This window comes from Hymenobacter humi (assembly GCF_042665855.1).
GTDB classification, from domain to species: Bacteria; Bacteroidota; Bacteroidia; order Cytophagales; family Hymenobacteraceae; genus Hymenobacter; species Hymenobacter humi.
Genome location: NZ_JBHTEK010000001.1, coordinates 471,357 through 494,666, shown reverse-complemented (window position 1 = coordinate 494,666; position 23,310 = coordinate 471,357). Strand labels below are relative to the sequence as shown.

At 62.0% G+C, this 23,310-nt stretch carries 24 protein-coding genes and 2 pseudogenes; 12 read left to right on the top strand and 14 right to left on the bottom strand.

What is annotated here, in order from left to right:
• Window positions 1–56: 56 nt before the first annotated feature.
• Window positions 57–1,532 (bottom strand): NAD(P)H-hydrate dehydratase, encoded by a 1,476-nt coding sequence (locus ACFQT0_RS02705; protein WP_380200172.1) that lies wholly within the window; start codon window positions 1,530–1,532, stop codon window positions 57–59.
• 15 nt (window positions 1,533–1,547) lie between these two features.
• On the opposite strand from ACFQT0_RS02705, the gene msrB reads away from it, so the two are divergent.
• The gene (gene msrB, locus ACFQT0_RS02700; protein ID WP_380200171.1) at window positions 1,548–2,147 is read left to right on the top strand and encodes a peptide-methionine (R)-S-oxide reductase MsrB; all 600 of its coding nucleotides are present in this window, start codon (window positions 1,548–1,550) and stop codon (window positions 2,145–2,147) included.
• A 102-nt stretch (window positions 2,148–2,249) separates the two neighbouring features.
• Window positions 2,250–3,152, top strand: a complete 903-nt coding sequence (sdaAA, locus tag ACFQT0_RS02695; RefSeq protein WP_380200169.1) for an L-serine ammonia-lyase, iron-sulfur-dependent, subunit alpha — start codon at window positions 2,250–2,252, stop codon at window positions 3,150–3,152.
• Between the two features lie 32 nt (window positions 3,153–3,184).
• Here sdaAA and ACFQT0_RS02690 read toward each other — a convergent pair whose 3' ends face one another.
• The 8 genes from ACFQT0_RS02690 to ispF all read right to left on the bottom strand — a co-directional run bounded on the left by ACFQT0_RS02690 (window position 3,185) and on the right by ispF (window position 10,187).
• Window positions 3,185–3,535 carry a hypothetical protein gene (locus ACFQT0_RS02690; RefSeq protein WP_380200167.1) on the bottom strand — a complete coding sequence of 117 codons (351 nt, stop codon included), beginning with the start codon at window positions 3,533–3,535 and terminating at the stop codon, window positions 3,185–3,187.
• A 78-nt stretch (window positions 3,536–3,613) separates the two neighbouring features.
• On the bottom strand, window positions 3,614–4,243 hold the full coding sequence (locus tag ACFQT0_RS02685; RefSeq protein WP_380200165.1) for a hypothetical protein: 630 nt from the start codon (window positions 4,241–4,243) through the stop codon (window positions 3,614–3,616).
• 49 nt (window positions 4,244–4,292) lie between these two features.
• Window positions 4,293–5,096, bottom strand: coding sequence for an LUD domain-containing protein (locus ACFQT0_RS02680; protein WP_380205889.1), 804 nt, complete (start codon window positions 5,094–5,096; stop codon window positions 4,293–4,295).
• Window positions 4,978–5,691: an LUD domain-containing protein gene (locus ACFQT0_RS02675; RefSeq protein WP_380200163.1), complete on the bottom strand. Its 714-nt coding sequence runs from the start codon at window positions 5,689–5,691 to the stop codon at window positions 4,978–4,980. The genes ACFQT0_RS02680 and ACFQT0_RS02675 overlap by 119 nt, the downstream gene beginning before the upstream one ends.
• Window positions 5,692–5,733: 42 nt before the next feature.
• Window positions 5,734–6,105, bottom strand: coding sequence for a GxxExxY protein (locus ACFQT0_RS02670; protein WP_380200161.1), 372 nt, complete (start codon window positions 6,103–6,105; stop codon window positions 5,734–5,736).
• A gap of 56 nt (window positions 6,106–6,161) precedes the next feature.
• Window positions 6,162–7,850 (bottom strand): M28 family peptidase, encoded by a 1,689-nt coding sequence (locus tag ACFQT0_RS02665; protein WP_380205888.1) that lies wholly within the window; start codon window positions 7,848–7,850, stop codon window positions 6,162–6,164.
• A gap of 74 nt (window positions 7,851–7,924) precedes the next feature.
• Window positions 7,925–9,610: a M28 family peptidase gene (locus ACFQT0_RS02660; RefSeq protein ID WP_380200159.1), complete on the bottom strand. Its 1,686-nt coding sequence runs from the start codon at window positions 9,608–9,610 to the stop codon at window positions 7,925–7,927.
• A gap of 97 nt (window positions 9,611–9,707) precedes the next feature.
• On the bottom strand, window positions 9,708–10,187 hold the full coding sequence (ispF, locus tag ACFQT0_RS02655) for a 2-C-methyl-D-erythritol 2,4-cyclodiphosphate synthase (RefSeq protein ID WP_380200157.1): 480 nt from the start codon (window positions 10,185–10,187) through the stop codon (window positions 9,708–9,710).
• Window positions 10,188–10,510: 323 nt separating this feature from the next.
• On the opposite strand from ispF, the gene ACFQT0_RS02650 reads away from it, so the two are divergent.
• The 9 genes and pseudogenes from ACFQT0_RS02650 to ACFQT0_RS02610 all read left to right on the top strand — a co-directional run bounded on the left by ACFQT0_RS02650 (window position 10,511) and on the right by ACFQT0_RS02610 (window position 18,308).
• Window positions 10,511–11,125, top strand: a complete 615-nt coding sequence (locus tag ACFQT0_RS02650; protein WP_380200155.1) for a TetR/AcrR family transcriptional regulator — start codon at window positions 10,511–10,513, stop codon at window positions 11,123–11,125.
• A 50-nt stretch (window positions 11,126–11,175) separates the two neighbouring features.
• Window positions 11,176–11,691 (top strand): hypothetical protein, encoded by a 516-nt coding sequence (locus ACFQT0_RS02645; protein ID WP_380200153.1) that lies wholly within the window; start codon window positions 11,176–11,178, stop codon window positions 11,689–11,691.
• A 20-nt stretch (window positions 11,692–11,711) separates the two neighbouring features.
• Window positions 11,712–12,215 carry a TolC family protein gene (locus tag ACFQT0_RS02640; protein WP_380200151.1) on the top strand — a complete coding sequence of 168 codons (504 nt, stop codon included), beginning with the start codon at window positions 11,712–11,714 and terminating at the stop codon, window positions 12,213–12,215.
• Window positions 12,216–12,234: 19 nt separating this feature from the next.
• Window positions 12,235–12,867, top strand: a complete 633-nt coding sequence (locus tag ACFQT0_RS02635) for a TolC family protein (protein WP_380205887.1) — start codon at window positions 12,235–12,237, stop codon at window positions 12,865–12,867.
• A gap of 54 nt (window positions 12,868–12,921) precedes the next feature.
• Window positions 12,922–14,058, top strand: coding sequence for an efflux RND transporter periplasmic adaptor subunit (locus ACFQT0_RS02630; protein ID WP_380200149.1), 1,137 nt, complete (start codon window positions 12,922–12,924; stop codon window positions 14,056–14,058).
• 59 nt (window positions 14,059–14,117) lie between these two features.
• Window positions 14,118–14,480: a four helix bundle protein gene (locus ACFQT0_RS02625; RefSeq protein ID WP_380200147.1), complete on the top strand. Its 363-nt coding sequence runs from the start codon at window positions 14,118–14,120 to the stop codon at window positions 14,478–14,480.
• A 63-nt stretch (window positions 14,481–14,543) separates the two neighbouring features.
• Window positions 14,544–16,766: pseudogene (locus ACFQT0_RS02620) on the top strand (efflux RND transporter permease subunit); the annotation flags it as partial.
• A 136-nt stretch (window positions 16,767–16,902) separates the two neighbouring features.
• Entirely contained in the window at window positions 16,903–17,988 is a 1,086-nt protein-coding gene (locus tag ACFQT0_RS02615; protein WP_380200145.1) for an efflux RND transporter permease subunit, read from the top strand.
• A 116-nt stretch (window positions 17,989–18,104) separates the two neighbouring features.
• Entirely contained in the window at window positions 18,105–18,308 is a 204-nt protein-coding gene (locus tag ACFQT0_RS02610) for a hypothetical protein (protein WP_380200143.1), read from the top strand.
• Between the two features lie 558 nt (window positions 18,309–18,866).
• On the opposite strand, the pseudogene ACFQT0_RS02605 reads toward ACFQT0_RS02610, so the two are convergent.
• The 3 genes and pseudogenes from ACFQT0_RS02605 to ACFQT0_RS02595 all read right to left on the bottom strand — a co-directional run.
• Window positions 18,867–19,028: pseudogene (locus ACFQT0_RS02605) on the bottom strand (YkvA family protein); the annotation flags it as partial.
• A gap of 465 nt (window positions 19,029–19,493) precedes the next feature.
• Window positions 19,494–20,687: a trypsin-like peptidase domain-containing protein gene (locus ACFQT0_RS02600; RefSeq protein WP_380200141.1), complete on the bottom strand. Its 1,194-nt coding sequence runs from the start codon at window positions 20,685–20,687 to the stop codon at window positions 19,494–19,496.
• Between the two features lie 81 nt (window positions 20,688–20,768).
• Window positions 20,769–21,377 carry an RNA polymerase sigma factor gene (locus tag ACFQT0_RS02595; RefSeq protein ID WP_380200139.1) on the bottom strand — a complete coding sequence of 203 codons (609 nt, stop codon included), beginning with the start codon at window positions 21,375–21,377 and terminating at the stop codon, window positions 20,769–20,771.
• Window positions 21,378–21,512: 135 nt separating this feature from the next.
• Between ACFQT0_RS02595 and ACFQT0_RS02590 the strand changes: the two genes are divergently transcribed.
• The gene (locus ACFQT0_RS02590) at window positions 21,513–21,767 is read left to right on the top strand and encodes a hypothetical protein (RefSeq protein WP_380200137.1); all 255 of its coding nucleotides are present in this window, start codon (window positions 21,513–21,515) and stop codon (window positions 21,765–21,767) included.
• A 118-nt stretch (window positions 21,768–21,885) separates the two neighbouring features.
• Here ACFQT0_RS02590 and ACFQT0_RS02585 read toward each other — a convergent pair whose 3' ends face one another.
• Entirely contained in the window at window positions 21,886–22,329 is a 444-nt protein-coding gene (locus ACFQT0_RS02585) for a 5-methylcytosine restriction system specificity protein McrC (protein ID WP_380200135.1), read from the bottom strand.
• Window positions 22,313–22,924: a hypothetical protein gene (locus tag ACFQT0_RS02580; protein ID WP_380200133.1), complete on the bottom strand. Its 612-nt coding sequence runs from the start codon at window positions 22,922–22,924 to the stop codon at window positions 22,313–22,315. The genes ACFQT0_RS02585 and ACFQT0_RS02580 overlap by 17 nt, the downstream gene beginning before the upstream one ends.
• Window positions 22,925–23,310 lie beyond the last annotated feature (386 nt).

The window sequence follows — 23,310 nt, the reverse complement described above, 5'->3', positions numbered from 1 at the left end:
TTATGCCTCCGCCTCGCGCAGCGCCGGGCCGATGTAATCCACGATGTCGCCGGCTATTAAACCCGCGTGGCCGGTTTTTCTGCCGCGAGGTCGCCGGCGCGGCCGTGGGCATACACGCCCAGCCGCGCGGCCTCAAAGGGCCGGAGCCGGGCATCGGCGCGCAAAGCCAGGAGCAGGCCGGTGAGCACGTCGCCGCTGCCGCCGGTGGCCATGCCGGGGTTGCCGGTGCTGTTGAAGTGCAGCTCCCCAGCGGGCGTGGCCAGGCAGGAATAGGCGCCCTTGAGCAGCACCAGGCAGCGGTAGCGTTGGGCAAAGGCGCGCAGTAGCTCCAGCCGGTGGTAGTCGTCGCGGGCGGGTTCGGTGAGGCGCTCAAATTCCTTGGGGTGGGGGTGAGCACCGTGTTTTCGGGCAGTAGCTCCAGCAGGCTCGCGGTGCCGGCCGAGCAGGTTGAGCGCGTCGGCGTCGATGACGAGCGGGAGGGGCCGTTGTTGGGCTGCAGCGGGTGCCGTCGCGGCTTCCAGCAGCTGCCGCAGCACGGCGAGGCTGGCGTCTTCCTGCCCCAGCCCCGGGCCGATGCCAACTGCCTGATACGGTTTTAGCTCCGGCAGTTCGCTGAGGTAATCCGCCGCCGGGTCGGCCAGGCACATGGCTTCGGGCACGCTGGTTTGGAAGATGTCGTAGCCGCAGCCGGGCACCCGGGCCGTGAGCAGACCCACGCCGCCGCGCAGGCAGGCATTTGCAGCCAGCACCGCCGCGCCAATCTTGCCCCGGCTGCCGGCCAGCAGCAGCGCATGCCCGAAGGTGCCTTTGTGGCTGAACCGGGGCCGGGCCGGCAGCGTGCCGGCCACGGCAGCGGCGTCGGTATAGTGCCAGGGCGAAGTTGAGCAGGCGATGAACGGCTCACTCAGCCCAATATCCTTTACGTGCCATTCGCCCACCAATTCGGCGTTCTGCGGCAGCAGGAAAGCCAGCTTGGGCGTGCCGAAGCTAACCGTGTGCCGGGCGCGCACCGCTACGTTCTCCCTGGGCTGGGATGCTTCGGCGTAGAGCCCGCTTGGGATATCCACGGAGACCACGCGGGCCCGGGCGGCATTCAGGTGCCTGACCAGGGCGGCCGCCAGCCCACCCAGCGGCCGGGCCAGGCCAGTGCCAAACAGGGCATCAATAACCACGGTGTTGGGCTGGATTTCGGGCAGCTGACCTTCGTTGATTTCGGCCACGGCAATGGCTTCGGGCAGGTGCAGGCGGTTGTGCTGCCAGTCGGCCGCCTGGGTAGCGGCCGGCAGCAGGGCCACGCGCATCTGGTAGCCGGACTGGTGCAGCAGGCGGGCGGCAGCCAGGCCGTCGCCGCCGTTGTTGCCGGGCCCGCACAGTACCAGCACCTCGCCGGCCTGCTCCTGGTCGAGCCACTGGCAAAACCATTCCACGAGGGCTTCGGCGGCGCGCTCCATCAGCTCAACCGAGGTCAGGTGCTGCTCCTGCATGGTGGCCTGGTCGAGCTGGCGGGTTTGGGCGGCGGTAAGAATTTTCATCAGAGCAAAGTAGGCTTGAAAACGAGGGAGGCCGTGCGGGTGTTGAGCCATACGGTGCGGCCGCCCGCCGGCCCGGGTGCTACGGCAAACATCCCGGCCACGGCTGCGTTTACCTTATTCCTACCCGATTCCTTCATCCAATCCCTACGATATGCAAACCTGGAACGACGTTATCCGCCTTGCCAACCACCCCGTGCCGTCGCCCCGCCGCGTGGAGAAAACCCCGCCGAGTGGCGCCAGCAGCTTACCTCCGAGCAGTTCCACGTTACCCGCGAGCACGGCACCGAGCGCGCCTTCACCGGCGAGTACTGCGAGGCCCACGAGGCCGGCCTCTACGCCTGCGTGTGCTGCGGCACGCCGCTCTACGACTCGCGCACCAAGTTTGAGTCGGGCACGGGCTGGCCCAGCTTCACCCAGCCCGTCGACGAAAGCGCGATTCGCTACAAGAAAGACACCAGCTACGGCATGACCCGCGTGGAAGTGCTCTGCAACGTGTGCGACGCCCACCAGGGCCACGTATTTCCCGACGGCCCGCCGCCCGGCGGCCTGCGCCTGTGCATCAACTCGGCCAGCATCAAGCTGGTGACGGAACCAGAAAAACAGCCGGCCGCCTAGCCTGGCCCTGGCGCCAATCCTGTAGCTTTAAGCCCCGGTTGAAGACACCTTCGGCCGGGGCTTTGCGTTATCTTCCTTTCTCCTTCTCATCCCACCCGCGCCATGTCTCTTCTCTTCAACGACTTTGCCTCCTGGGGCGAGCACTGCGCCGCTACCGGCGAGCCCCTGTACCAGCCGGTCCTGGCTTACGAAATTGAGCAGAAAGGCCGCACCGAGGACGAAATCTGGACGGGCCTGCAGCGCGCCTACGACGTGATGCGCGACGCCGTGCACGAGGGCCTGACCGGCGACATGACCTCGCGCTCGGGCATGATAAACAACGGCGCCAAGAAGATTGCCGCCTCGCCCGTAACGGTGCTCTCGCCCGAATTCAAGCAGCTCATCACCCGCGCCCTGGGCGCCAAGGAAGTGAATTCCTGCATGGGCCGCGTGGTGGCCGCGCCCACGGCCGGGGCCTCGGGCATCCTGCCCGGCGTGCTCGTTACCATTCAGGAGCTGCATAAACTCTCCGACCGCCAAATTCTGGAAGGCCTGCTCGTAGCGGCCGGCATCGCCCTCATTATTGAGCAAAACGCCTCGCTGGCCGGGGCCGTGGGCGGCTGCCAGGCTGAGACCGGCTCGGCCGCGGCCATGGGCAGCGGGGCCATTGTGTACTGCCTCGGCGGGCCGGTGGAACAAGTGTTTGCCGCCGTGGCCGTCACCATTCAGTGCATGCTGGGTTTGGTGTGCGACCCGGTGGCGGGGCTGGTGGAAGTGCCCTGCGTGGTGCGCAACGCCTCAGCGGCAGCCATTGCGTTCAGCTCAGCTCAAATTGCCATTGCCGGCATCGACCCCGTTATTCCCGTCGACCAGTGCGTGGCGGCGCTCGGCGAGGTGGGGCAGGCCATGGAAACGCGCTACAAGGAAACGGCCCTCGGCGGCCTGGCCAACACCAAGCGCGGCCGCGAAATTGAGCAGCGCGTGCTGGTGCAGGATATCAATATCCTGCCCGACGACGGCGAGTAGCGCTGCACTGCTGCTGGCCCAAGGCGCAAGGGCTAAACCGCCGTTTTGATGCCCGGGGCCATGGTGAGGCGGGAGAGAAACATCAGGGCCGGCGCGTAGCGCGTGCGCAGCTCGCGGTAGCGCGCCCAGGCAGCGTCGCGGTCCTGGTTCAGCTCGAGCCCGCGGCCGCATAAGTCCTGGTAAGCCGCTTCAAAATCCGCCCGGCCGGGTTCGGCCTCGGCCTCGGCGGGGAGTAGGCTCGCGGACTCGGTGCCGGCTTTGTCGTCAAAGAAGCGGTACACCCGGTTGAGGGCCAGGCAGCCGGCCTTGAAGGTGAGCTCTATCTGGCGGGAGCGCGGCCCTTCTACGGCGGCAAAGAGCAGGGCGGCGGTGTCCAGAATCAAGCCGCCGCTTACTACCCAGGACCGGCCGGGCTGCGGCGAGCGAAAAACGTGAGGATGGGCAGCGAGGTGTGGCTTTCTTCAATCTCCACAAACCACCGCTCCCAGTCGGCCCACTGCTGGTCGTCGTTCTGCACCGAGCCGTCGTGGTTGAGCCAGTTGAGCAGGCAGGACGCGGTAGGGGGCGTGCCGGCCCGCAGGCTCGAGCAGCGCCACTGTCACCTCGCGCCGCGAAAAGGCCTGGTAGATGGTGGGCAGGTACGAAAGCAGCAGCGTGAGCAGCAGCAGGCCCAGCGCGGCTTCCGAATAAGTGAGGGCCCCGACCATGGTGTGGCGGGTGTCGGTGGTGCCCAGCGTCATTAGCGAACTGCTACTCAACTCGTAGCACCGCGCCCAGCTGCCTTCGCCCAGCGCCCAGTAGATGCTGGTGTAGCCCAGCCCCACCAGCGCCTCCCACACCACGGGCAAGGCCACCAGGGCCACCGGCGCGTAGTGGGCCATAATCCGGTCGCGCCGCTCGTAGGAGTTGGCCATCTTGGCGGCCAGGTCGAAGATGCTGCGAATGGATACGAACACCATCACGTTCAGGCGCACCACCTCGTTGCGCGGCAACACAAACGAGCGAATGGCGGCCGACAAAGTGGTAACAACCAGCACCACGCCGCCCAGGCCGGTAACGATGCGCAGGGCCAACAGCAGGGTAGGGTGCATGAAAAACAGAAATGCCTGATACGGACAAACCCACCGAAACGCCGAACGGTCAGCGCCTTGACCGGCCTACCGCGCGATGGGCCGCTGCTTCCACAGCTCCCGGAATGACTGCGGCGCCACGGCCAGGGCCTCGCGCCGCTTGCTCCAGCCCACCTGGCCCAGCAGGCTGGCCCAGGCTCCAGTCTTTGATTCTGGCCGGCAGCACGTCCAGGGCCCAGCGGTGCTGCATGCTCCACTTCCAGAGGCCGATGGCGGCGCGCTCTTCCAGCGGGGCATGGCCTTCTTCCACGCTTTGTTTTCGGTTGAGCAGCAGCAGGTTGTGCAACGGGATGCGCACCGGGCACACGCTGGTGCAGGCGCCGCACAAGGTGCTGGCGTAGCTCAGGTGCTTGTGCTCGGGCAGGCCCGACAGGTGCGGACTGATAACCGAGCCGATGGGGCCGGAGTACGTGGTTTCGTAGGTGTGGCCGCCGATGTTCTTGTACACCGGGCACACGTTCAGGCAGGCCCCGCAGCGAATGCAGCGCAGGGCGGCTCGCTTGTCGGGTTGGGCCAGCAGATTGGTGCGGCCATTGTCGAGCAGCACGACCACCATTTCCTCGGGCCCATCAACCTCGCCGGGCTGGCGCGGGCCGAAGTACACCGTATTGTACACCGTGACCTGCTGCCCGGTGCCGCTGGTGCTGAGCAGGGGCCAGAACAAGTCCAGGTCTGTCAGCTGCGGAATTACCTTCTCAATGCCGACTATAGCAATGTGCAGCTTCGGAAACGTGGCCGACAGGCGGGCGTTGCCTTCGTTCTCGGTCACGGCCACGCCGCCTTCTTTGGCGATGAGGAAGTTGCCGCCGGTCACGCCCACTTCGGCCGTGGTGTACTTGTTGCGCAGCAGGTGGCGGGCCGTGAGCACGAGCCTGCTGGGCATCGTCGGTGCTTTCGGTACCCAGGTGCTTCACGAAGATGTTGTTGATGTCAGCCTTGCTCAGGTGCATAGCCGGCGTCACAATGTGGTAGGGCCGCTCGCCGTTGAGCTGCACGATGTACTCGCCCAGGTCGGTTTCGACCGATTCCACGCCTTGGGTAGCCAGGTACTTGTTGAGGTGAATTTCCTCGGTGGTCATGCTCTTGGCCTTCACCACCGTTTTGGTGTTGCGGGCCGCCGTCAGCTTACCGATTTCGGCCAGCGCCTCGGCCGCGTCGCGCGCCCAGATAACCCGGCCGCCCCGCGCCTTAAAAGCCGCCTCGAACTGCAGCAGGTACTCGTCGAGCTTCTCGAGCACCGTGGCTTTGAGGTAGGCGCCGCGGTCGCGGGCCGGCTCGTGGTTGTGGTAAAGCTTCATACCGGCGCTCACTGCCGCGTCGTACTTGCCGATGTTGAACCGGATTTTGCGGCGGTGCTCGCGGTCGAAGGCTTTGGCTTCGGCGTCCTTTTGAAATTGTTCTGCCTTCACTTTTGCACAGAGTTAAAAAGAGGAGAAAGGAGTTTCACCGAGTTAATTGGCAAGGCGAACAATCTGGTCTTTGAGGGAGACGGTATTGAAGTTAATCAGTAAGCCGGTTTTTAATCCCGAGAGCCGCAGGTAGTTCAGCAGTTGCTTGGAGTGGACGGGCGCCAATGCTTCAACTGACTTTAGCTCCAGAATGACCTGGCTTTCTACAATCATGTCGGCCCGGAAAGCTAAGTCCAGCCGAATGCCGTCGTACACCACCGGCATCTCTACCTGCGTTGCCACCAGCAGGCCCGCCTTGCGAAGCTCATGAGCCAGTGCCACTTCATACACCGATTCCAATAGTCCCGGCCCAAGCACAGTATGAACCCGGAATGCCACGCCCAAAATCCGCCCCGTCAATTCATCTCTTTCCATTGAAGTATACTCAGTGAAACTCCTTTTTCCTCATTTAAACTCTGTGCGAAAATCCACTATGGCCTATTAGAATCCACCCTAATCCGCCGCTCCCGATTAACCAATTCCCAGGCCGTGTGAAACACCAGCCGGGCTCGCTCCGTGAGCCGGTCAAACTCTATTTTCTCCACGTCGTCGGTGGCCTTATGGTAATCCGCGTGCTCGCCGGTGGTGTAGAAAATAACCGGGATTTTGCGGCGCGCGAAGTTGTAATGGTCCGAGCGGTAGTAGATGTGCTCGGGCTCGTTGGGCACGTTGTAGCGGTAGTCCAGCTCAAGTTTGGTGTAGGTGCGGTTGGCCGTTTCGTTGATGCGGTGCAGCTCCGACGAGAGCTTATCGGAACCCACGATATTCACAAAATGCTTTCGGGGGCTGTGCTTGCGGTCGGTGCGGCCCACCATGTCGATGTTTAAGTCGGCAATGGTGTTAGCCAGCGGCACCACGGGGTTGGCCGTGTAATATTCGGAGCCAAACAGGCCTTCCTCCTCGGCCGTCATGGCCACAAACAGGATGCTGCGGCGCGGGCCGTGCCCTTCCTTCTTGGCCTGGGCAAAGGCGCGGGCCAGGGCCAGCACCGCCACCGTGCCCGAGCCGTCGTCGTCGGCCCCGTTGTAGATGGTGTCGTTCCTCACGCCCAGGTGGTCGTAGTGCGCCGAAATGACCAACACCTCGTCCTTTTTGTCGCTGCCTTCCAGAAAGCCCAGCACGTTTTCGGTGATGAGCTGCTCCTGGGGCTGGGGCTGGCTGATGATGACCACCGGCGGCGCGAAGGAAGGCGCTACCGGCCGCCCGGCCCGGCCCAGGGCCCGCGTGTACTCCAGCAGTCCCGGAAGGGTGGTGCCCGCCAACTGCAGCCCCAACTCCTGCGAAGTCAGGTACACGCCAATGCCCGGCGGCACATCCTCCCGCACCGTGTCGATGATTTCCGGCCCGGGGTTGGGCAGGGCAAAGGCGGGCTCGCGCAGGGCCGTGGCGTAGTTGCCGGCTTCTTTGGCAAACTCCTCTTTGGGCGCAAACGTCATCAGGAAAATGCTGCGCGCCCCTTTGGCTTTGGCAATGGCCGCCTTGCGCAGGCCCGAATCCCAGTAGTCGGCCGGGTGGCCGCTAGTGGCCTTGAGCAGCTTGCGGCCCCGCTCGTCCTGCGGCGCACCCATGATGGCCACCACGTCGCGGCCCTTCACGTCGAGCCCCGCGTAGTCAGAGTACGCGCCCTGCTCCACCCCAAACCCCACAAAAACCGGCTGCGAAACCGTTTCGGTGCGGAAGGGCGAAACCAGCGGGCCGTAGCTAAAAAAGTCGTTGAGCCAGTCGAAGCGCTGGCCGTTTATCCGGATGAAGCCGTCCGCGGAATACGCGCCGCGGATGAGCGGAAAGTGCTGCAGGTACGGGCTGTCGCTGCCCGCCACCGGGCCTTGCAGGCCCAGCGCCGCAAATTCCTTCACCAGGTAGGCGGCCGCCAGCTTCTGGCCCGGCTGGCCGGTTTCGCGCCCCCGGAAAGAATCCGAGGCCACCACGGTCAGGTGCCGGCGCAGCTCTTCGGGCCGGATGGTGGCCGCGTACGTGCGCGACCAGTCCGGCGCCGTCTTGCCCTTGCTCCTGGCCTTGACTTTGGTCTTCGCTTTTACCTTGGCAGGCTGCTGGGCTTGGGCCAGGGCCGGAAGCCCCAAGGCCAGCGCCAGCAGCCCGCACCACACAAGTTTCATCATCACAAAACGGCTAAAAGCCAGAACGTCATGCTGCGCTGTGCCCGAGGTTGTTCGGCCAGCGCAGCATGACGTTCTTAATGGAATTGCCTTCTTAGGGCTTGTTCGAATCTACGGCGATGCGACCGTCGCGGTTTGCCAGCTCCCAGGCCAGGTGAAACACCAGCCTGGGCCCGCTTCTCCATCTTAGGAAACTCGATTTTGCTGATTTCGTCGCTCTCCTTGTGGTAGTCGGCATGCACGCCGTTGAAGAAGAACGACACCGGTACCTTGTTCACCGCGAAGTTGTAGTGGTCGGAGCGGTAGTAGAAGCGGTTCGGGTCGGCGGGGTCGTCGAAGCGGTAGTCCAGGTCGAGCTTGGTGTACTTCTGGTTCTGGGCTTCCTGAATCACCTTCAGCTCCGACGCCAGCTTGTCGGACCCAATAACGTACACGTAGTCGGGCTTGCCTTCGTGCTCCACGTCGGTGCGGCCTATCATGTCCACGTTCAGGTCGACCATGGTCTGGGCCAGCGGAAACACCGGGTTTTTGGAGTAGTACTCCGAGCCAAACAGGCCCTTCTCCTCACCCGTCACGCTCAGGAACAGCAGGCTGCGGCGCGGGCCGTGGCCTTCCTTCTTGGCCTGGGCAAATGCCTCGGCCATGGTGATGATGGCCGACGTGCCCGAGCCGTCGTCGTCGGCGCCGTTGAACACCACGCCGTTCTGGATGCCCAGGTGGTCGTGGTGGGCCGAAATCACGATGATTTCATCCTTCTTATCGGTGCCTTCGATGAAGCCCAGCGCGTTCTCGGTCTCCAGCGGCGTGCGCTTGCGGGCCGCCTTCAGCTGCAGGGGCTTCACCTTGAAGGTGGAGGCCACCGGCTTCTTGGTGCTGTTGATTTTGGCCAGGTACTTCTGCATGTTGGCATCCGACGTGCCCAGTACCTGCAGCGCCACGGCGGGCGAGATGAAGAACAACGCCGCGCGGCTGGGCCGGTCGGCATTAGCCATCACGGTCGACGGCCGGCTGATGGCGGGCGCCAGGCGGGCGGCCTGCTTGCCGAAGTTGCTGGTGGGGTTAAAGCTCACGAAGAACACCGAGCGGGCGCCTTTCTGCGAAGCCAGTTGGGCTTTGGCGCGGTAGTCGTTGCCCCACTTGGTGGGCGAGCCGTCGGCGCTGAGCAGGGCTTTGCCATCGGCTGCGGTGGGCTCGCCGAGGGCGATGAGGAGGTCTTTGCCCTTCACGTCCACATTCTGGTAGTCCGAATATCCTTCCTGCTCGATGCCGTAGCCCACAAATACGGGCTTGATGGTGGTGACTTCCGCGAAAGGCGAATCGCCGAGGGCGTAGAAATCAACCAGCCACTTGTAGCTGGTCTTCCCCACCTTCAGGCTGGCGTCGTCGGCCCAGGTCACTTGCTCCAGGTTGAAGCGCTGCTGGTAGGGCTCGGTGCCGGTGGTCACAGGGCCGGTCAGGCCCGCGTTTTTGAACTGCTCGGCGACGTAGGCAGCGGCCATGTGCTGGCCTTTCATGCCGGTTTCGCGGCCTTCGTATTCATCGGAGGCCAGGACGGACAGGTGGGCGCGCAGGCGCTCAGCCGTTACCAAGTCGGCGTACTTCACGCTCCAGTCGGTTTCGGTGGCCGGGGCGGGGGCCGGGGCTGCGACCTCCGTCTGCTTGCCGGACCGGTTTTTGGTTTTGATTTTTACTTTGCCCTGGGCGTGGGCAGGAGCCGCGCTGGCCAGGGCCAGGAAGGCCAGCAGCAAGGAGGTTTTGTTCATGCTTAAGAGTAGGATGGGAGTAACAAGGTTGAGCCGTAAAGGCAAAAATTGAGCCGTTGAAGGCCGAGCTTAGCCAGGGGCGCCGCGGCTCAGCCGGCTAGGCTTTTTGAATGAGCACCACGGCATAGGCCGCCACGCCTTCCTGCCGGCCCACAAAACCCAGTTTTTCGGTGGTGGTTGCTTTGATGGAGATATCTTCTTCGGCAATGCCCATTACGGCGGCCAGCACGCGCTGCATTTCGGCAATGTGGGGGTTCACCTTGGGCCGCTCCAGGCAGATGGTCGAGTCGATGTTGCCCACTTCGTAGCCCTTAGCGCGCAGCAGGCGCATTACCTCGCTCAGCAGGCGCTTCGAGTCGATGCCCTTGTACTGCGGGTCGGTGTCGGGGAAATGAAAGCCGATGTCGCGCAGGTTGGCCGCGCCCAATAAGGCGTCGCAGATAACGTGGATGAGCACATCGGCGTCGGAGTGGCCCAGGGCCCCGTGCGTGTGCGGCACCTGAATGCCGCCGAGCCAAAACGGCAGCCCCTCTTGCAGTTGGTGTACGTCGTAGCCGAAGCCGGTGCGGATTTTCATGAATTCGAAGTATGGTTCGCCGGTTGGGCTACTGCAAAAGTACCCCTGGCGGGCGCATCAGCGTGTTTAACAGCTCAACTTAACCTCGACAGCCATTGGGAATAGCATTGTCGACTTTTGTACTAACTATTTTAGTGTTATATTGCCAGTGTAATTAGTTTTTGCGTCGGGTCGGGCCGGCTCAATTTTTTTGGATATGGCTAAAATATCTCTGCGGGCAATCCGTCAAATCCCTGGCAGAAGATGTAGAAGCAGGTAGCAAAAATATTAATGGAAACTTCAGACACATTAAAAGTTTCCGTGGTATCTTTGCACCCGCAAACATGGAAATCAAAGAACGAATCCTCAACCACTCGGCCACGCTGTTTCTGCGCAACGGCATCAAGAGCGTGAGCATGGATGACATCGCCACCAGCATGGCCATGTCGAAAAAGACCCTCTACAAATGGTTCGAAAACAAGGACCAGATTGTCCTCGCCACTATGGAACTGCATCTGGACAAGGTGCAGGGCGAGTGTGCCTCGATGGCGGGCCACGCGGCCACCGCCGTGGAAGAGATGATGCGCATCACGGCCTGGGCCGAGCAGCAGTTCAGCGGCATGCACCCCGGCATTTTCTACGACCTGCAGAAGTACTACCCCGCGGCCTGGAACCTGTTTGCGGCGCATAAAAACAATTTTATCCTCGCCCAAATCAGCAAAAACCTCGAGCGCGGCATGGCTGAAGGCCTGTACCGGTCCGACCTCGACGTGGACGTGCTGGCCCGAATGCACCTGGCTCAGATTGACCTCATGTTCAACGCCGAGCTGTACCCGCCTGGCCAGTTTGTACCCCAGCGCGTGAGCCGGGTTTTCGATGAACATTTTCTCCTTGGTGTGGCTTCGCTAAAAGGCCACAAGCTCATCAACGAGTTCCGCCACGTGACCGAAGAAGAATAACAACGCTTTTCTGCCCGCATACCCGCATACCCATTCCCCTTTTGTTGTCGATGAAAAAATTGTTGTCACCCAAGCTGCTGTTTTTGGCCGCTTTGGCCGGCGTGGCACCCACCGCGCTGCTGGCCCAGACGGCCCCGGCCGCGCTGCCCGCCGCCCTGCCCAACGGCGGGGTTATGGCCCTGAGCCTGCCCCAGGCCGTGAGCTTTGCCATCCAGAATAAATCGACCCTGCAGGCCACCCGCCTGGCCGAGCAGACTGCCCGCGCCCGGGTCGGCGAAATCAAGAGCGCCGGCCTGCCGCAGGTGAACGTGGGCGCCAACGTCGCCGACAACTTCAAGCTCCAAAAGTCCCTGGTCGACTTTTCACGCTTCGGTGGCGCCCCGCTGGAGGGCACCAAGCTCACGGCCCAGGACATTGCCGCCGCCCAGGCGGGCACGGCCGTAACCCTGAGCCCGGCTTACGGTGAGGCACCACAGACCGGCCCCACCCCGCTGGCCTTTGGCCTGCGCTACGCCGGCTCCACCAGCGCCAGCGTGTCGCGCTGCTCTTCGACGGCTCCTACCTGATTGGGCTGAAAGCCGCCAAAGTGTACGAGCAGCTGGCTCAGAAACAGACCCAGCAGGCCGAGATTGACGTGGTGGAGCAGGTGAGCAAGGCTTACTACAGCACCCTGGTGGCGCGCTCGCGCCTAAGCTTGCTCGGCCGCAACGTACAGCGCCTCGACACGGTGCTTAACCAGACGCGCAAAATCTTCAAGGCCGGTTTCGCTGAGAAGCTCGACGTGGACCGCCTGCAGGTGCAGCGCAACAACTTGGTGGTAGAGCAGCAGAAAGCCCAGCGCCTCACCGAGCCTGAGCCTGGCCTTGCTCAAGTTTCAGATGGGCCTGCCCCAGCAGCAGCCCGTGCAGCTCACCGACTCGCTGAGCGCGGCCGTGGTGGACGCCGGGGCCCTGCGCCAGCGCCTCGGCGCCGCCAACTTCGCCACGGGCGGCGGTGCCGCGGGCACTTCGGCTTTGCCCGGCCAGCCCGCCGCTGCGCCCGGCCAGGCAAACCCAGACCAGAACCGCGCCGACCAGCAGGCTGCCCTTAGCGGTGGCCGGCCGGCCCAGGTGGCCGCGGCCGCCAATTACAACAACCGCGTGGAGTTCTCGCTGCTCGAAACCCAGCAAGCGCTGGCCGGCCTGGACATCCGCAACCGCCGGGCCAGCGCTTACCCGCGCCTGCTGCTTACGGGCGCATACGGCTTCACCGGTTCCGACCCCACGCTGGGCGGGCTGCTGGAGTTCCGCGGCCCCAACTCGCGCAACGGCGCCGGCTTCATCAACCAGAACTGGTTTGGCTTCGGCAACGTGGGCCTGACGCTGCAGGTGCCGGTATTCGATGGCTTCCGCCGCAAGTACCAGGTGCAGCAGGGCCGCATCGCCCAGCAAGCCATTGAGCAGGGCTTCAACACCTTGCGCCAGAGCATCGACCTGCAGGATGCCCAGAGCCGCACCTCGCTGGTGAACGCCCTCGACGTGCTCGACAACCAGAAGGCCAACCTCGACCTGGCCGCCGACGTGGCCCGCGTCACCCGCATCAAGTTCAACGCCGGCGTGGGCTCCAACCTGGAGGTTATCACCGCCGAAACCGAGTTGCGCGCGGCCCAGACCAACTACTACGGCGCCGTGTACGACGTGCTGGTGGCCAAAGTGGACCGCGACAAAGCCACCGGCGAACTCTACAGCCAAGTTAAAAAGTAAGTCGTGCGAAAGCACTTGCCCCTTTTCATTACCCCTCGAAACACCCGCTTTCTCATGCGTTTCTTTAAATCACAACCTGCTGCTCTGTTTCTCGCCGGCACCTTGCTGCTGGCCTCCTGCGGCGGCTCGAAAGACCCCAAGGCCGAACTGGCCAAGCTCAAGCAAGAACAAGCTGCCAACCAGGCCAAAATAGCCGAGCTGGAAGCCAAAGCCGGCGGCACCGACAAGCCGGCCATCACGGCCACGCCCGTGTCGGTGATGAAAGTGCAGCCCGAAAGCTTTAAAAGCTACCTTGAAGTGCAGGGCCGCGTCGATTTTGACCAGAACGCCGTGGTGAGCGCCCGCGCCGCTGGTACCCTCACCAACCTGCGCGTGCAGCGCGGCGACCGGGTGAGCAAAGGCCAGGTGCTAGCCACCATCGACGCCTCTATCCTCGACGCCAGCATTGCCGAACTGCGCACCCGCATGGAACTGGCCAAAACGGTGTACCAAAAGCAGAAGGGCCTGTGGGACCAGCAAATCGGCACCGAAATCCAGTACCTGCAAGCCAAGAACAACTACGATGCTCTGCGCCGCAACCTGGCCACGCTCAACCAGCAGCGTGCCCTCTACAATGTGGTGGCGCCCTTCAGCGGCACCGCCGATGAGGTGATTCCCAAGCTGGGCGAAGTGGTAGCGCCCGGCTCGCCGGTGGTGCGCCTCACCAGCGGCTCGGGTGGCAAAATCCTGGCCGATGTGTCGGAAGCCTACGGCAACAGCATCAAGGCCGGCGACAAAGCCCTGGTGACCATCCCGGACCTCGGCGGCGAGGAGATTCCGGCCACGGTGCGCGTGGTAAGCCGCGCCATCAACGCCACCAGCCGCACCTTCACCGTGGAGCTGCGCCTGAACGGTGGCAAGGCCGCCGACCTGCGCCCCAACATGGTGGCCACGGTGCGCATTCTGAACTACAACCGGCCCAACGCCACCGTTATCCCCGTGGACCTGGTGCAGAAAGACGAGCAGAACAGCTACGTGTTTGTGGTGGGCCAGCAGGGCGGCAAGCCCGTGGCGCAGAAGCGCATCATCAAGACCGGCAACACCTACAACGGCAAAGTGGAAGTGACCACCGGCCTAGCGGCCAACGACCAAGTGATTTCGGCCGGCTACCAGAACCTGAATGAGGGCCAGTCTTTAGCTGTTAGCCTTTAGCTGATAGCTGTTAGCTTTTTTGATTGACGATATAACGGAAAGCTAACGGCGAAGGGAAAATGAAGAATTACAAAGAGTTGAAGGTCTGGCAGCGTGGGCTGGAAGTAGTGGCTGCTACCTACGCGGTGGTTCACCAACTACCACGCGAAGAAACGTACGGGCTGCGAAGCCAGATGACGCGCGCCGCGGTTTCCATTCCCTCCAACATAGCGGAAGGCAGCAGTCGCGCCAGCGAAAAAGAGTACAAGCACTTTTTGGAAATAGCACTTGGCTCGTGCTTCGAACTGGATACGCAGCTCATCGTGGCCATTAATGCCGGCCTTATCACCCTCGAGCCAGACAGCGACTTGCCCGGTCTTCTGGAGGAAGAAATAAAAATGCTTCACGGCTTCATCAACCGCTTATCAGCTGTTAACCAATAGCCTCAAAAAAACTGTCCAAAACACAGCTAGTAGCTAACAGCTATCAGCTAAAAGCTAAAAACAATGCAGGACATCGAAAAAGAATTTGGCCCAACCAGTTGGTCCATCAACAACAAGACCAGCATCTACATCATCACGGTGCTGCTGTGCATCGCGGGCATTTTTGCCTACGTGAAGCTGGGCAAGGAGAAGTTTCCGGACATCGTGATTCCGCGCATCATCGTGGCCACGGTGTACCCCGGCACCTCGCCGGCCGACATCGAAAACCTGGTGACGCGCCAGCTTGAGAAGGAAATCAAGAGCGTGAACGGGGTGAAGAAAATCAGCTCCACTTCCAACCAGGACTACTGCATCGTGGATGTCGAGTTCAACTCCGGCGTGGACGTGCAGTACGCCAAGCAGCTTATCAAAGACGCTGTGGATAAGGCCTCTAACGACCTGCCCAACAACCTGCCCACCCCGCCCACGGTGCAGGAAGTGAACCTGTCGGAGCTGCCCATCATGAACATCAACCTGGCCGGAAACCTGCCCGTGAGCCAGCTCAAGAAGTTTGCCGACGACTTCCAGGACAAGATTGAGGCCCTGCCCGAAATCACCCGCGTCGACATCATCGGCGCCCTCGAGCAGCAGGTGAACGTGGACGTAGACCTGAACAAGCTGCGCGCTTCGCGGCTGGGCTTCGGCGACATTCAGGCCGCCATTGCCCGCGAAAACATCACCATCTCGGGCGGGTCCATCGACGTGGGCAACCAGAAGCGCGCCGTGCGCGTGGCCGGCCAGTACGCCCGCGCCGCCGACATCGCCGACATCCAGGTGAAAAATCTGAACGGCGCCGCCGTGCGCCTCGGCGACATCGCCACCGTGGAAGACGCCTTCAAGGACCGCGAAAGCTACGCCCGCCTCGACGGCAAGCCCGCCATCACCCTGAACGTGGTGAAGCGCCAGGGCGAAAACCTGATTGACGCCTCCGACAACATCAAGAAAATCATCGAAGAGTCGAAGGCCAGCCTGCCCAAGAACCTGACCATCACCGTGACCGGCGACACCTCGAACGACACCCGCGTCACGCTGCACGACCTCATCAACACCATCATCATCGGCTTCCTGCTCGTGACGCTGATTCTGATGTTCTTCATGGGCACCACCAACGCGCTGTTTGTGGGCCTGTCGGTGCCGATTTCGATGTTCCTGGCGTTCCTGCTGATTCCCATCTTTGGCTTCTCGCTGAACATGATTGTGCTGTTCGCCTTCCTGCTGGCCCTGGGCATTGTGGTCGACGACGCCATTGTGGTGATTGAAAACACCCACCGCCTGCTGCACGAGCACCCCAATCTCGACACGCCCCGCGCGGCCAAGTTTGCGGCCGGCGAGGTATTCGTGCCGGTTTTGGCCGGTACGCTCACCACGGTGGCGCCCTTCGTGCCGCTGCTGTTCTGGCCCGGCATTGTGGGCTCGTTCATGTACTACCTGCCCGTGACGCTGATTCTCACGCTGATGTCGTCGCTGGTGGTGGCCTTTATCATGAACCCGGTGTTTGCCGTGAGCTTCATGGAGCGCGAAGACCACCACGCCGAAGACAACCAGCCCAAGATGACCCGGGGCTTCCTCATTGCCATGGGCGTAATGGCCCTGATTGCGGTGATTGGCTACGTAGCTGGCTCAACCTTCGTCGGCAACCTGATGCTGACCGTCATTTTGTTCTGCTTCCTCAACAAGTTCGTGTTTGCGAAGATGATTGCCTGGTTCCAGACCCGGGCGTTGCCGCGCTTCCAGAACGCCTACGCCAACCTGGTGCGGACGGTGATTGGCGGCACGCTGTGGCGCCAGGGCGCCATCATGCTGGGCATGGTGGTGCTGTTCTTCCTCTCGATTTTCGCCGTGGGCGTGCGCAAGCCCAAGGTGGCCTTCTTCCCCAAGGGCGACCCCAAGTTTGTGTACACCTACCTGAAGATGCCGGTGGGCACCAAAGTGGCCGTGACCGACTCCATCACGAAAATCCTCGAGAACCGCATCTACGGCGTTATCGGCCGCAACAACCCCGACGTGGAATCGGTGATTACCAACGTGGCCATCGGCGCCGGCGACCCCGGCGAAGCGTCGGCTACCGGCGTGTCGCAGTCGCACCTGGGCAAGGTAGGCGTGGCCTTTAAGGAGCTGAGCGAGCGCAAAGGGCCGGCCACGAGCACCTACATGAACAAAATCCGGGAAGTGGTGAAAGGCATTCCCGGCGCCGAAGTAGCCGTCGACCAGGAGGCCAGCGGCCCGCCCACGGGCAAGGAAATCGCCATTGAAGTAGCCGGCGACGACTACGTGGCCCTGGCCCGCCTCTCGAAGAAGGTGACCCGCTACATCGACTCGCTGAAAATCGGCGGCGTGGAGCAGCCTGCGCTCCAACCTCGAAGACCGCAACCCCGAAATCGCGGTGAACATCGACCGCGTCCGGGCCAACCGCGAAGGCATCAGCACGGCCCAGATTGGGTCGGAAGTACGCACGGCCATCTACGGTGCCGAAGCCAGCAAATTCAAGACAGCCGACGACGAATACCCCATTCAAGTGCGCTACGCCGAGCCCTACCGCTCCGACATCGATGCCATCGTGAATGCCCCGCTGACTTTCCGCGACGCCACCGGCGCCGTCCGTCAGATTCCCATCGGCTCGGTGGCCGACGTAACCTACGGCACCACCTACGGCGGCATCAAGCGCAAGGACGTGAAGCGCGTGATTACCATTTCCTCGAACGTGCTCAACGGCTTCACCGGCCCCGACGTCGTGGCCAACATTCAGCAGGCCCTTAAAGCCTTCCCCACGCCGGCCGGCTACACCATCAAGATGGGCGGTGCCCAGGAAAACCAGAAGGAAACCAGCGACTTCCTGCCGCTGGCCGGCCTGGGCGCCTTGGCCCTCATCTTCCTGATTCTCGTCACGCAGTTCAACTCGTTCAGCAAGCCGGTCATCATCCTCACCGAGGTAATCTTCTCCGTGATTGGGGTAATGCTGGGCCTGGCCATCACGGGCATGAACATCAGCATTGTGATGACGGGCGTGGGCATCATCGCCCTGGCGGGCATCGTGGTGAAAAACGGCATCCTGCTGGTGGAATTTACCGATATGCTGCGCGCCCAGGGCATGCCCCTGCGTGAGGCCATCATCCTGGCCGGCCGCACCCGCCTGAACCCGGTTATTCTCACGGCCACGGCCGCCATTCTGGGCCTCATCCCGCTGGCCATTGGCCTGAACATCGACTTCTACGAGCTGTTCAACTCCGGCAATCCGCACTTCTTCATCGGCGGCGAGTCCGTCGTGTTCTGGGGGCCCCTGGCCTGGACCATCATTTTCGGCCTGAGCTTTGCCACCATCATCACGCTGGTCGTGGTGCCCGTGATGTATCTGCTGAGCGAAACGCTCAAAGGAAAAATAACCGGAAAAAACCCCGACCACGTTGCAACCCTTTCCGAAGAGGTGGACTCTGAAGAAATACACGCGGCTTCGCCGCGGGTACTAGTTTAACTTTTTATGCGTTGTTGGAGCTCGTCGGTAGTTTTTGTTGCAGCATTAACCACCGATGGGCACCTTCGCCGCCCCTATTTACGCTACCTCTACGACACCTCTTTTCACCTACTATAATGTACGTATCCACTACTAGCCCGGCTCACACTCCCTCTATCGAGCAGCAGGTATTTCGAATTATCAGCAAGCGCAAGGCCATCCGGGCCAGCCGCGTGCGCAAAACCGCCAGCCTGGCCCGCGACCTCCGCTTCGACACCGTCGACGTGGTTGACATCATCCTCGAGCCTGGAGCGCAGCTTCAGCATTGTGATTCCCGATGAAGTACCGCTCTATACCGTGGGCGACTTTGTGCGCTACGTGCGCGACCACGCCGCAGCGGCCTAAAGTTTCTCAAGTAGGTGTCATATAAAAAATCCCCGGCTCAACATTGAGCCGGGGATTTTATTTTTTAATTGGGCTAACGCTTAGCGCACGTTGCCGCCGGTGTCGAGACTGCCGGCATCGGAAGCGTTGCGGCTGCCTTCCCAGGTGCGAACGGTGGGGCCGCTGGTGGTGCCGGTGGGCTGCACATCGGGGCCGGCTTCGTGCACCGGGCGCGGGCTGCTGCTTTCGGGCGAGCCCAGGCCCGAGTCGGTGTTAGAATGAGTGGAAGTAGAGGGCAGGTTCACGGTGCCGGCATGTTTGGCCGACTCGCGGGCTGGCTGCGGGTGCTCGGGGGCGTTGGCCGAAGCAGGGCCGGCCGCCATAGCCGAAGCAGAACGCTCCGCGGCGGCTTTGTGCTCGTGGGTATCGCCCACCACCGTGGCCAAAGCCGTGCTGGTGGTTTCCCATTCCGAGAACTTGTCCATCTCAGCCTTCAGCGTGGTCGAGAACCACGCCACTAGGGCCACGTCGTCGAGCAGGCCGAGCACCGGGATAAAGTCCGGAATCAAGTCAATGGGGCTCAGGAAGTAAATGAGCACGGCCACGGCCGCGGCAATGGTGGTGCCGGGCACGCCCGTGTACTCGCCCGACATCGACGCCTTGATGAGCCGGAACATGGTCTGCAGCGTTTCCCAGGCCTCGTGGGCCAGGGTGCCGACCTCGTTTTTCTCGCTGGCCTTTTTGTAGGCGTCGGTCAGCAGCTGCTTCATGCGGGTGGGCTGGCGTACGTAGCCTTCCGCCGTGTTCAGGAACTTCTTGAAAATGGCAGAGCCGGCAACGTCGTTGCTAGAGGGAGGAGTTTGTTGATTTTGAGCCACGGAGTGGGGAGTTAAAAGGTGCAAAAGGAAGAGATTAGCGGCCGCAGAGGCCTCGGCTTAAATACTCATTTATGGCACGCAGGGTTTTTGAATAAGCGGCAATTCATCGCACAAAACGGCGAATTAATGAGTCCTTTAACCTCAGCAGTAGAAGTTGAGCAACGGCTCGCGGGCCCGGCCAGAAAAAGGCCTGCCTCAACGAAGAAACAGGCCTTTACTTAGGTTATAGCGGCAGCTTGAGCTACCTGGCTGCCAAGGCGGGGCCTATTCGAAGACCTTCACGATGAATACGTAGTCCTGCAGCTTTTTTACCTGGTAGGGGCGCCCGGTGCCGGCCAGTTGGCCGTAGCGGGGCAGGTGGTAGGGCGCGGCGGGCTTGGCCGCGGCCAAGGAATCAACTAGGCGCACCAGATACGACGACTTGGTGGCAAAGGCCGCACTCTGGGCGTCGTTCTGGCGGCCGCTCACTACCCCAATCAGGTTGCCGCGCTCGTCGAGCAGCGGGCCACCCGAGTTGCCGGGGTTCACCGGGATGCTCACCTGGTAGAAGGCCGTATCGCCCTTGAAGCCGGAGCGGGCGCTCAGGGCGCCTTCGCCGTACACCACGTCTTCGCGCGGGTAGCCCAAGGTAAACACCCGCTCGCCCAAATCGGCCTGGCTGGCCTTGATGGCGTAGGGCAGGCGGCCAAAGCCGTTGAATTTCTTGTCGGTAATGCGCAGAATGGCCAGGTCGTGCTTCACGTCGGAATACACGGGCTCGGCGTGGTAGCGCTGCTGGTCGCGGCCTTCAATCAGCAGCGAGTCAGCGCCTTGGATAACGTGGAAGCTGGTCACAAGGTAGCCGTCCGAGGTGAGGGCGAAGCCGGTGCCGCTGAACTTGCTTTCCTTGGGCGCCGGAGCCGTAATGCCGGGGCGGCCGAACTGATTCAGGGTCAGGGTGAGGTCTTTCTGGCTCTTCTTGATGCGCTCCACTTCGCGGCGCAGCACCGTGTAGCCGTACAGCGACGGCTGCGCCTTGGCGGCCCGGTACATCTCCAGGCCCAGCAGCGTGGCAAACACCGCCAGCACCGCTACCGAAGCGGCCACGCCCATGGTGGCCCGGTGGCCGTTCCAGAAGTCGCGCAACCGGCGCTCGGTGCGCGAAATGCGCAGCATGGGGTTCACCGAGTGCGTGAGCTTGCCGGCTTCAGTGGGTTCTTCGGCGGTGGCAGGGCGGGTGGTTTCTTCGGGCGTTTCGGCGGCCAGCATGGCCGCGTGAATGTTGCTCAGCTGCCGGCGCACGGTCTGGCGCTGGCCGTAGGCCCGCAGCGTGCCGGTCATTTCGGTGAAATCGGCGTAGCGCAGGGCCAGGGCTGGGTCGGCTGCCAGGCGCGCTTCGAGGTTGGCCCGGGCAGGCCCCGCCAGCTCGCCGTGGGCGTAAGCTTCAAATAAGGCGTAATAATCTGCTTCGGTCATCATGGGCAAAGACTGCGGGCGCGGGGCCGGCAGCGGTAAGCAAGCGGGGTGTTCTGCAGGTTTGGGTCCCGCAGCTAAAAATTATCAGATAGACTCTTCTTTATAGTGGGCAAAGAATAACTTTTTCAAACGCACGAGGCACTTATACTTTTGATTTTTCGCATTGTCGGCGTTGGTGTAGCCAAATTCTGCGGTTAAGTCCTGCATCGACTTGTCGAGCAGGTAAAAGCCTTCCAAAAGCGAGCGACAGGGCTCCCCTAGGTGGTCCAGCGCTTCGCTCATGGTGTCGAAGCGGCGGTCCTGTTCCTCGGCAGCGAGCAAGTCTTCCTCGGCACCGGTGTTCAGGTACGGGCCGTGCTCCTCGTCGTCGAGCAAGCGCACGCCGAAGCGGCTTTTGCTGGTCAGGCGCTTGAGCCACAGGCGGCGGCACACGGCGTAGAGGTAGGTCTTAATCTGGCAGCTAAGCTCGAGGGAGCCGTCGCGTACTTTTTCATAAAACACCACCACGCCTTCCTGGTACACGTCCTGGGCGTCGTCCTCCGAGCCGCTGTTCTGCAGCACGAAGTGCGACACCATGGGCCAGTGCAACCGATAAAGGTGGGCCAGGGCTCGCTCATCGCCGCCACGAATGGCCGCAATCAGCGTGTCGTCGGTAGGAGTTAAAGAAGAGGAAGTTGAATTGCCCCTGCTCATTCACTTTGATGTTTAATACACATACAGGCCACAAGTAACCCGATAAAATAATTTTTTCTGCCGCGGGTTACCTTTCTCCTAAGCGGGGATAAAGGGCGGTTTTTAAGTTAACTCATTTTCAAAATTACCCCCAAAATGAACAACCTGTTCAAAATTGCTGCCCTGGGCCTGGCCCTGACTGCTGGTCTGACGTCGTGCGAGTCGAAGACGACCGAAACCACCACCGTTGAAGCTCCTGCTGCTGGCACCGAGTCGTCGACCACCACCACGACCACCGATTCGACCGTTGTAGCTGCTCCTGCTACCACCGACGCTGCTGCTCCCGCCACCACGGAGGCTACCACCACCGGTACCAGCACCACCACGACCACCGAAGAAGTTAAGAAGTAATTGGCCGCTGGCCTCGGCCAGCAGTTGATACCCTTGGGCAGCCCGGATTTCCTTTTTAGGGAGTCCGGGCTGTTTTCTTTTACGTGGGTTTAGCTCAACTGGCCGCGAAGCTCAACCCTCAGGCCACGAGGCCGAGCAAATCGGCGGCGATGCCCGGCCACGGCTGGTGCAGGTTGAGGGTGACTACTCGCACCGGGTGCCCGCCCAGGGTGTAGCGCACGTCTACCTGCTGGGTAGCGGCGGGGTACAGCAGAATGCCTTCCAACGCCTGGCCGGGTGCAGGGCGCTGGTTTTGGAGGTAGGCGTAGAGCTGGTAGAGGTGGGGCGCAATGAGGCGCTGCCGGTCGTAGCGCTGGCGCAGGGCCGCGGCGTAGTACTTGGTGTCGAGAATGATTTTGCGGTCGGGGGCTTCCAGGGTGGTGTCCGTGAGCATGGTGGGCAGCAGGGCCAAATCGTCGGTTTGCCCATCGGCTTGCCAGGCAATGGTTTCGGCGTACACGCGGTAGCGGCGCTGCTCGCGGCGGAAAAAATTGCGGGTAAACTGCTCAAACAGCCGCGCCATCAGCACTTCGTCGCGCCGGAAGTCGCTGAAGCGGCTTCGGCCCTGGGCCGTGGGTTCGGGCAGCGCGGACTGCCACACCAGGCTCGCACACATGCAGTAGAAAGGCCGCCTGGCTGCTGGGGCGCTGTCGGCGCAGCTCCCGGAAGGTGGCGGCCGTGGGCACCGGCACGAGCGAGGCAGTGAGGGCAGCCGGAAACCGCTGGCGCACCTGGCTCAACTCCCGGCGTAGGGGCAGGGGCAAGTCGGCAGCACTGGCCAGAGCGCCCAGCGTTTGGGCCAGCAGGTGGTGCAGGGGCGAGTTCGGGCTCAGGCTCGTCGAAGGAGCAGATGGCGCGGCCCCGCTCCAGCAAGCCGCGGCCCAGGGTGGGGGCCACTCAATTCGGCCGCGTAGGCTGGTTAGTTCGGCTTCCTGGGCTTCGAAGGTGCGCGGCAGACCGGTTTTCAGTAGCCGGCGGGTGCCGTGCAGCAGCACCTGGGCCAGCAGGCCCAGCGGCCGGTGAAAAGGCGCGGCTTCGCTGGCCTGGAGCACGGCCGGTTCGGGCAGCCGGTTCCAGGCGTAGCACAGGAAATAGTAGAGCGTGGGAAGCGGAATCAAACTGGGGTAAGGGAACGGGACTGCAAAATGGTTCGGCTAGCACAGGCTTGCGGTGGATAACATTCCGGAACGGTCCGGCTTAGGTTAACCAGCGGGAAGAGTTGAGCCATTTCTTTGCCAATTTCACAATTGACAGAAATTGCAAATCGCCAGCTAAACAAGAGCAGAATCAAGAGCAGAATATGGAGTGCTTCTGTTAAATTTTTACTTTATTCTTCTCGCAAATCGAGGGTTTTTTTACCCTCGCCTTAACAGAAATGGTGTTGATAAGAAGTACAGGCCTTGCTCATGTGGTATTGTATTGCTGCTCACGGAGCAAGCTTGTGAATTAAGCGCGGCTTTGGCTCAATTATGTGTTTGAATAAAAGCCAAATTGAATGACATGT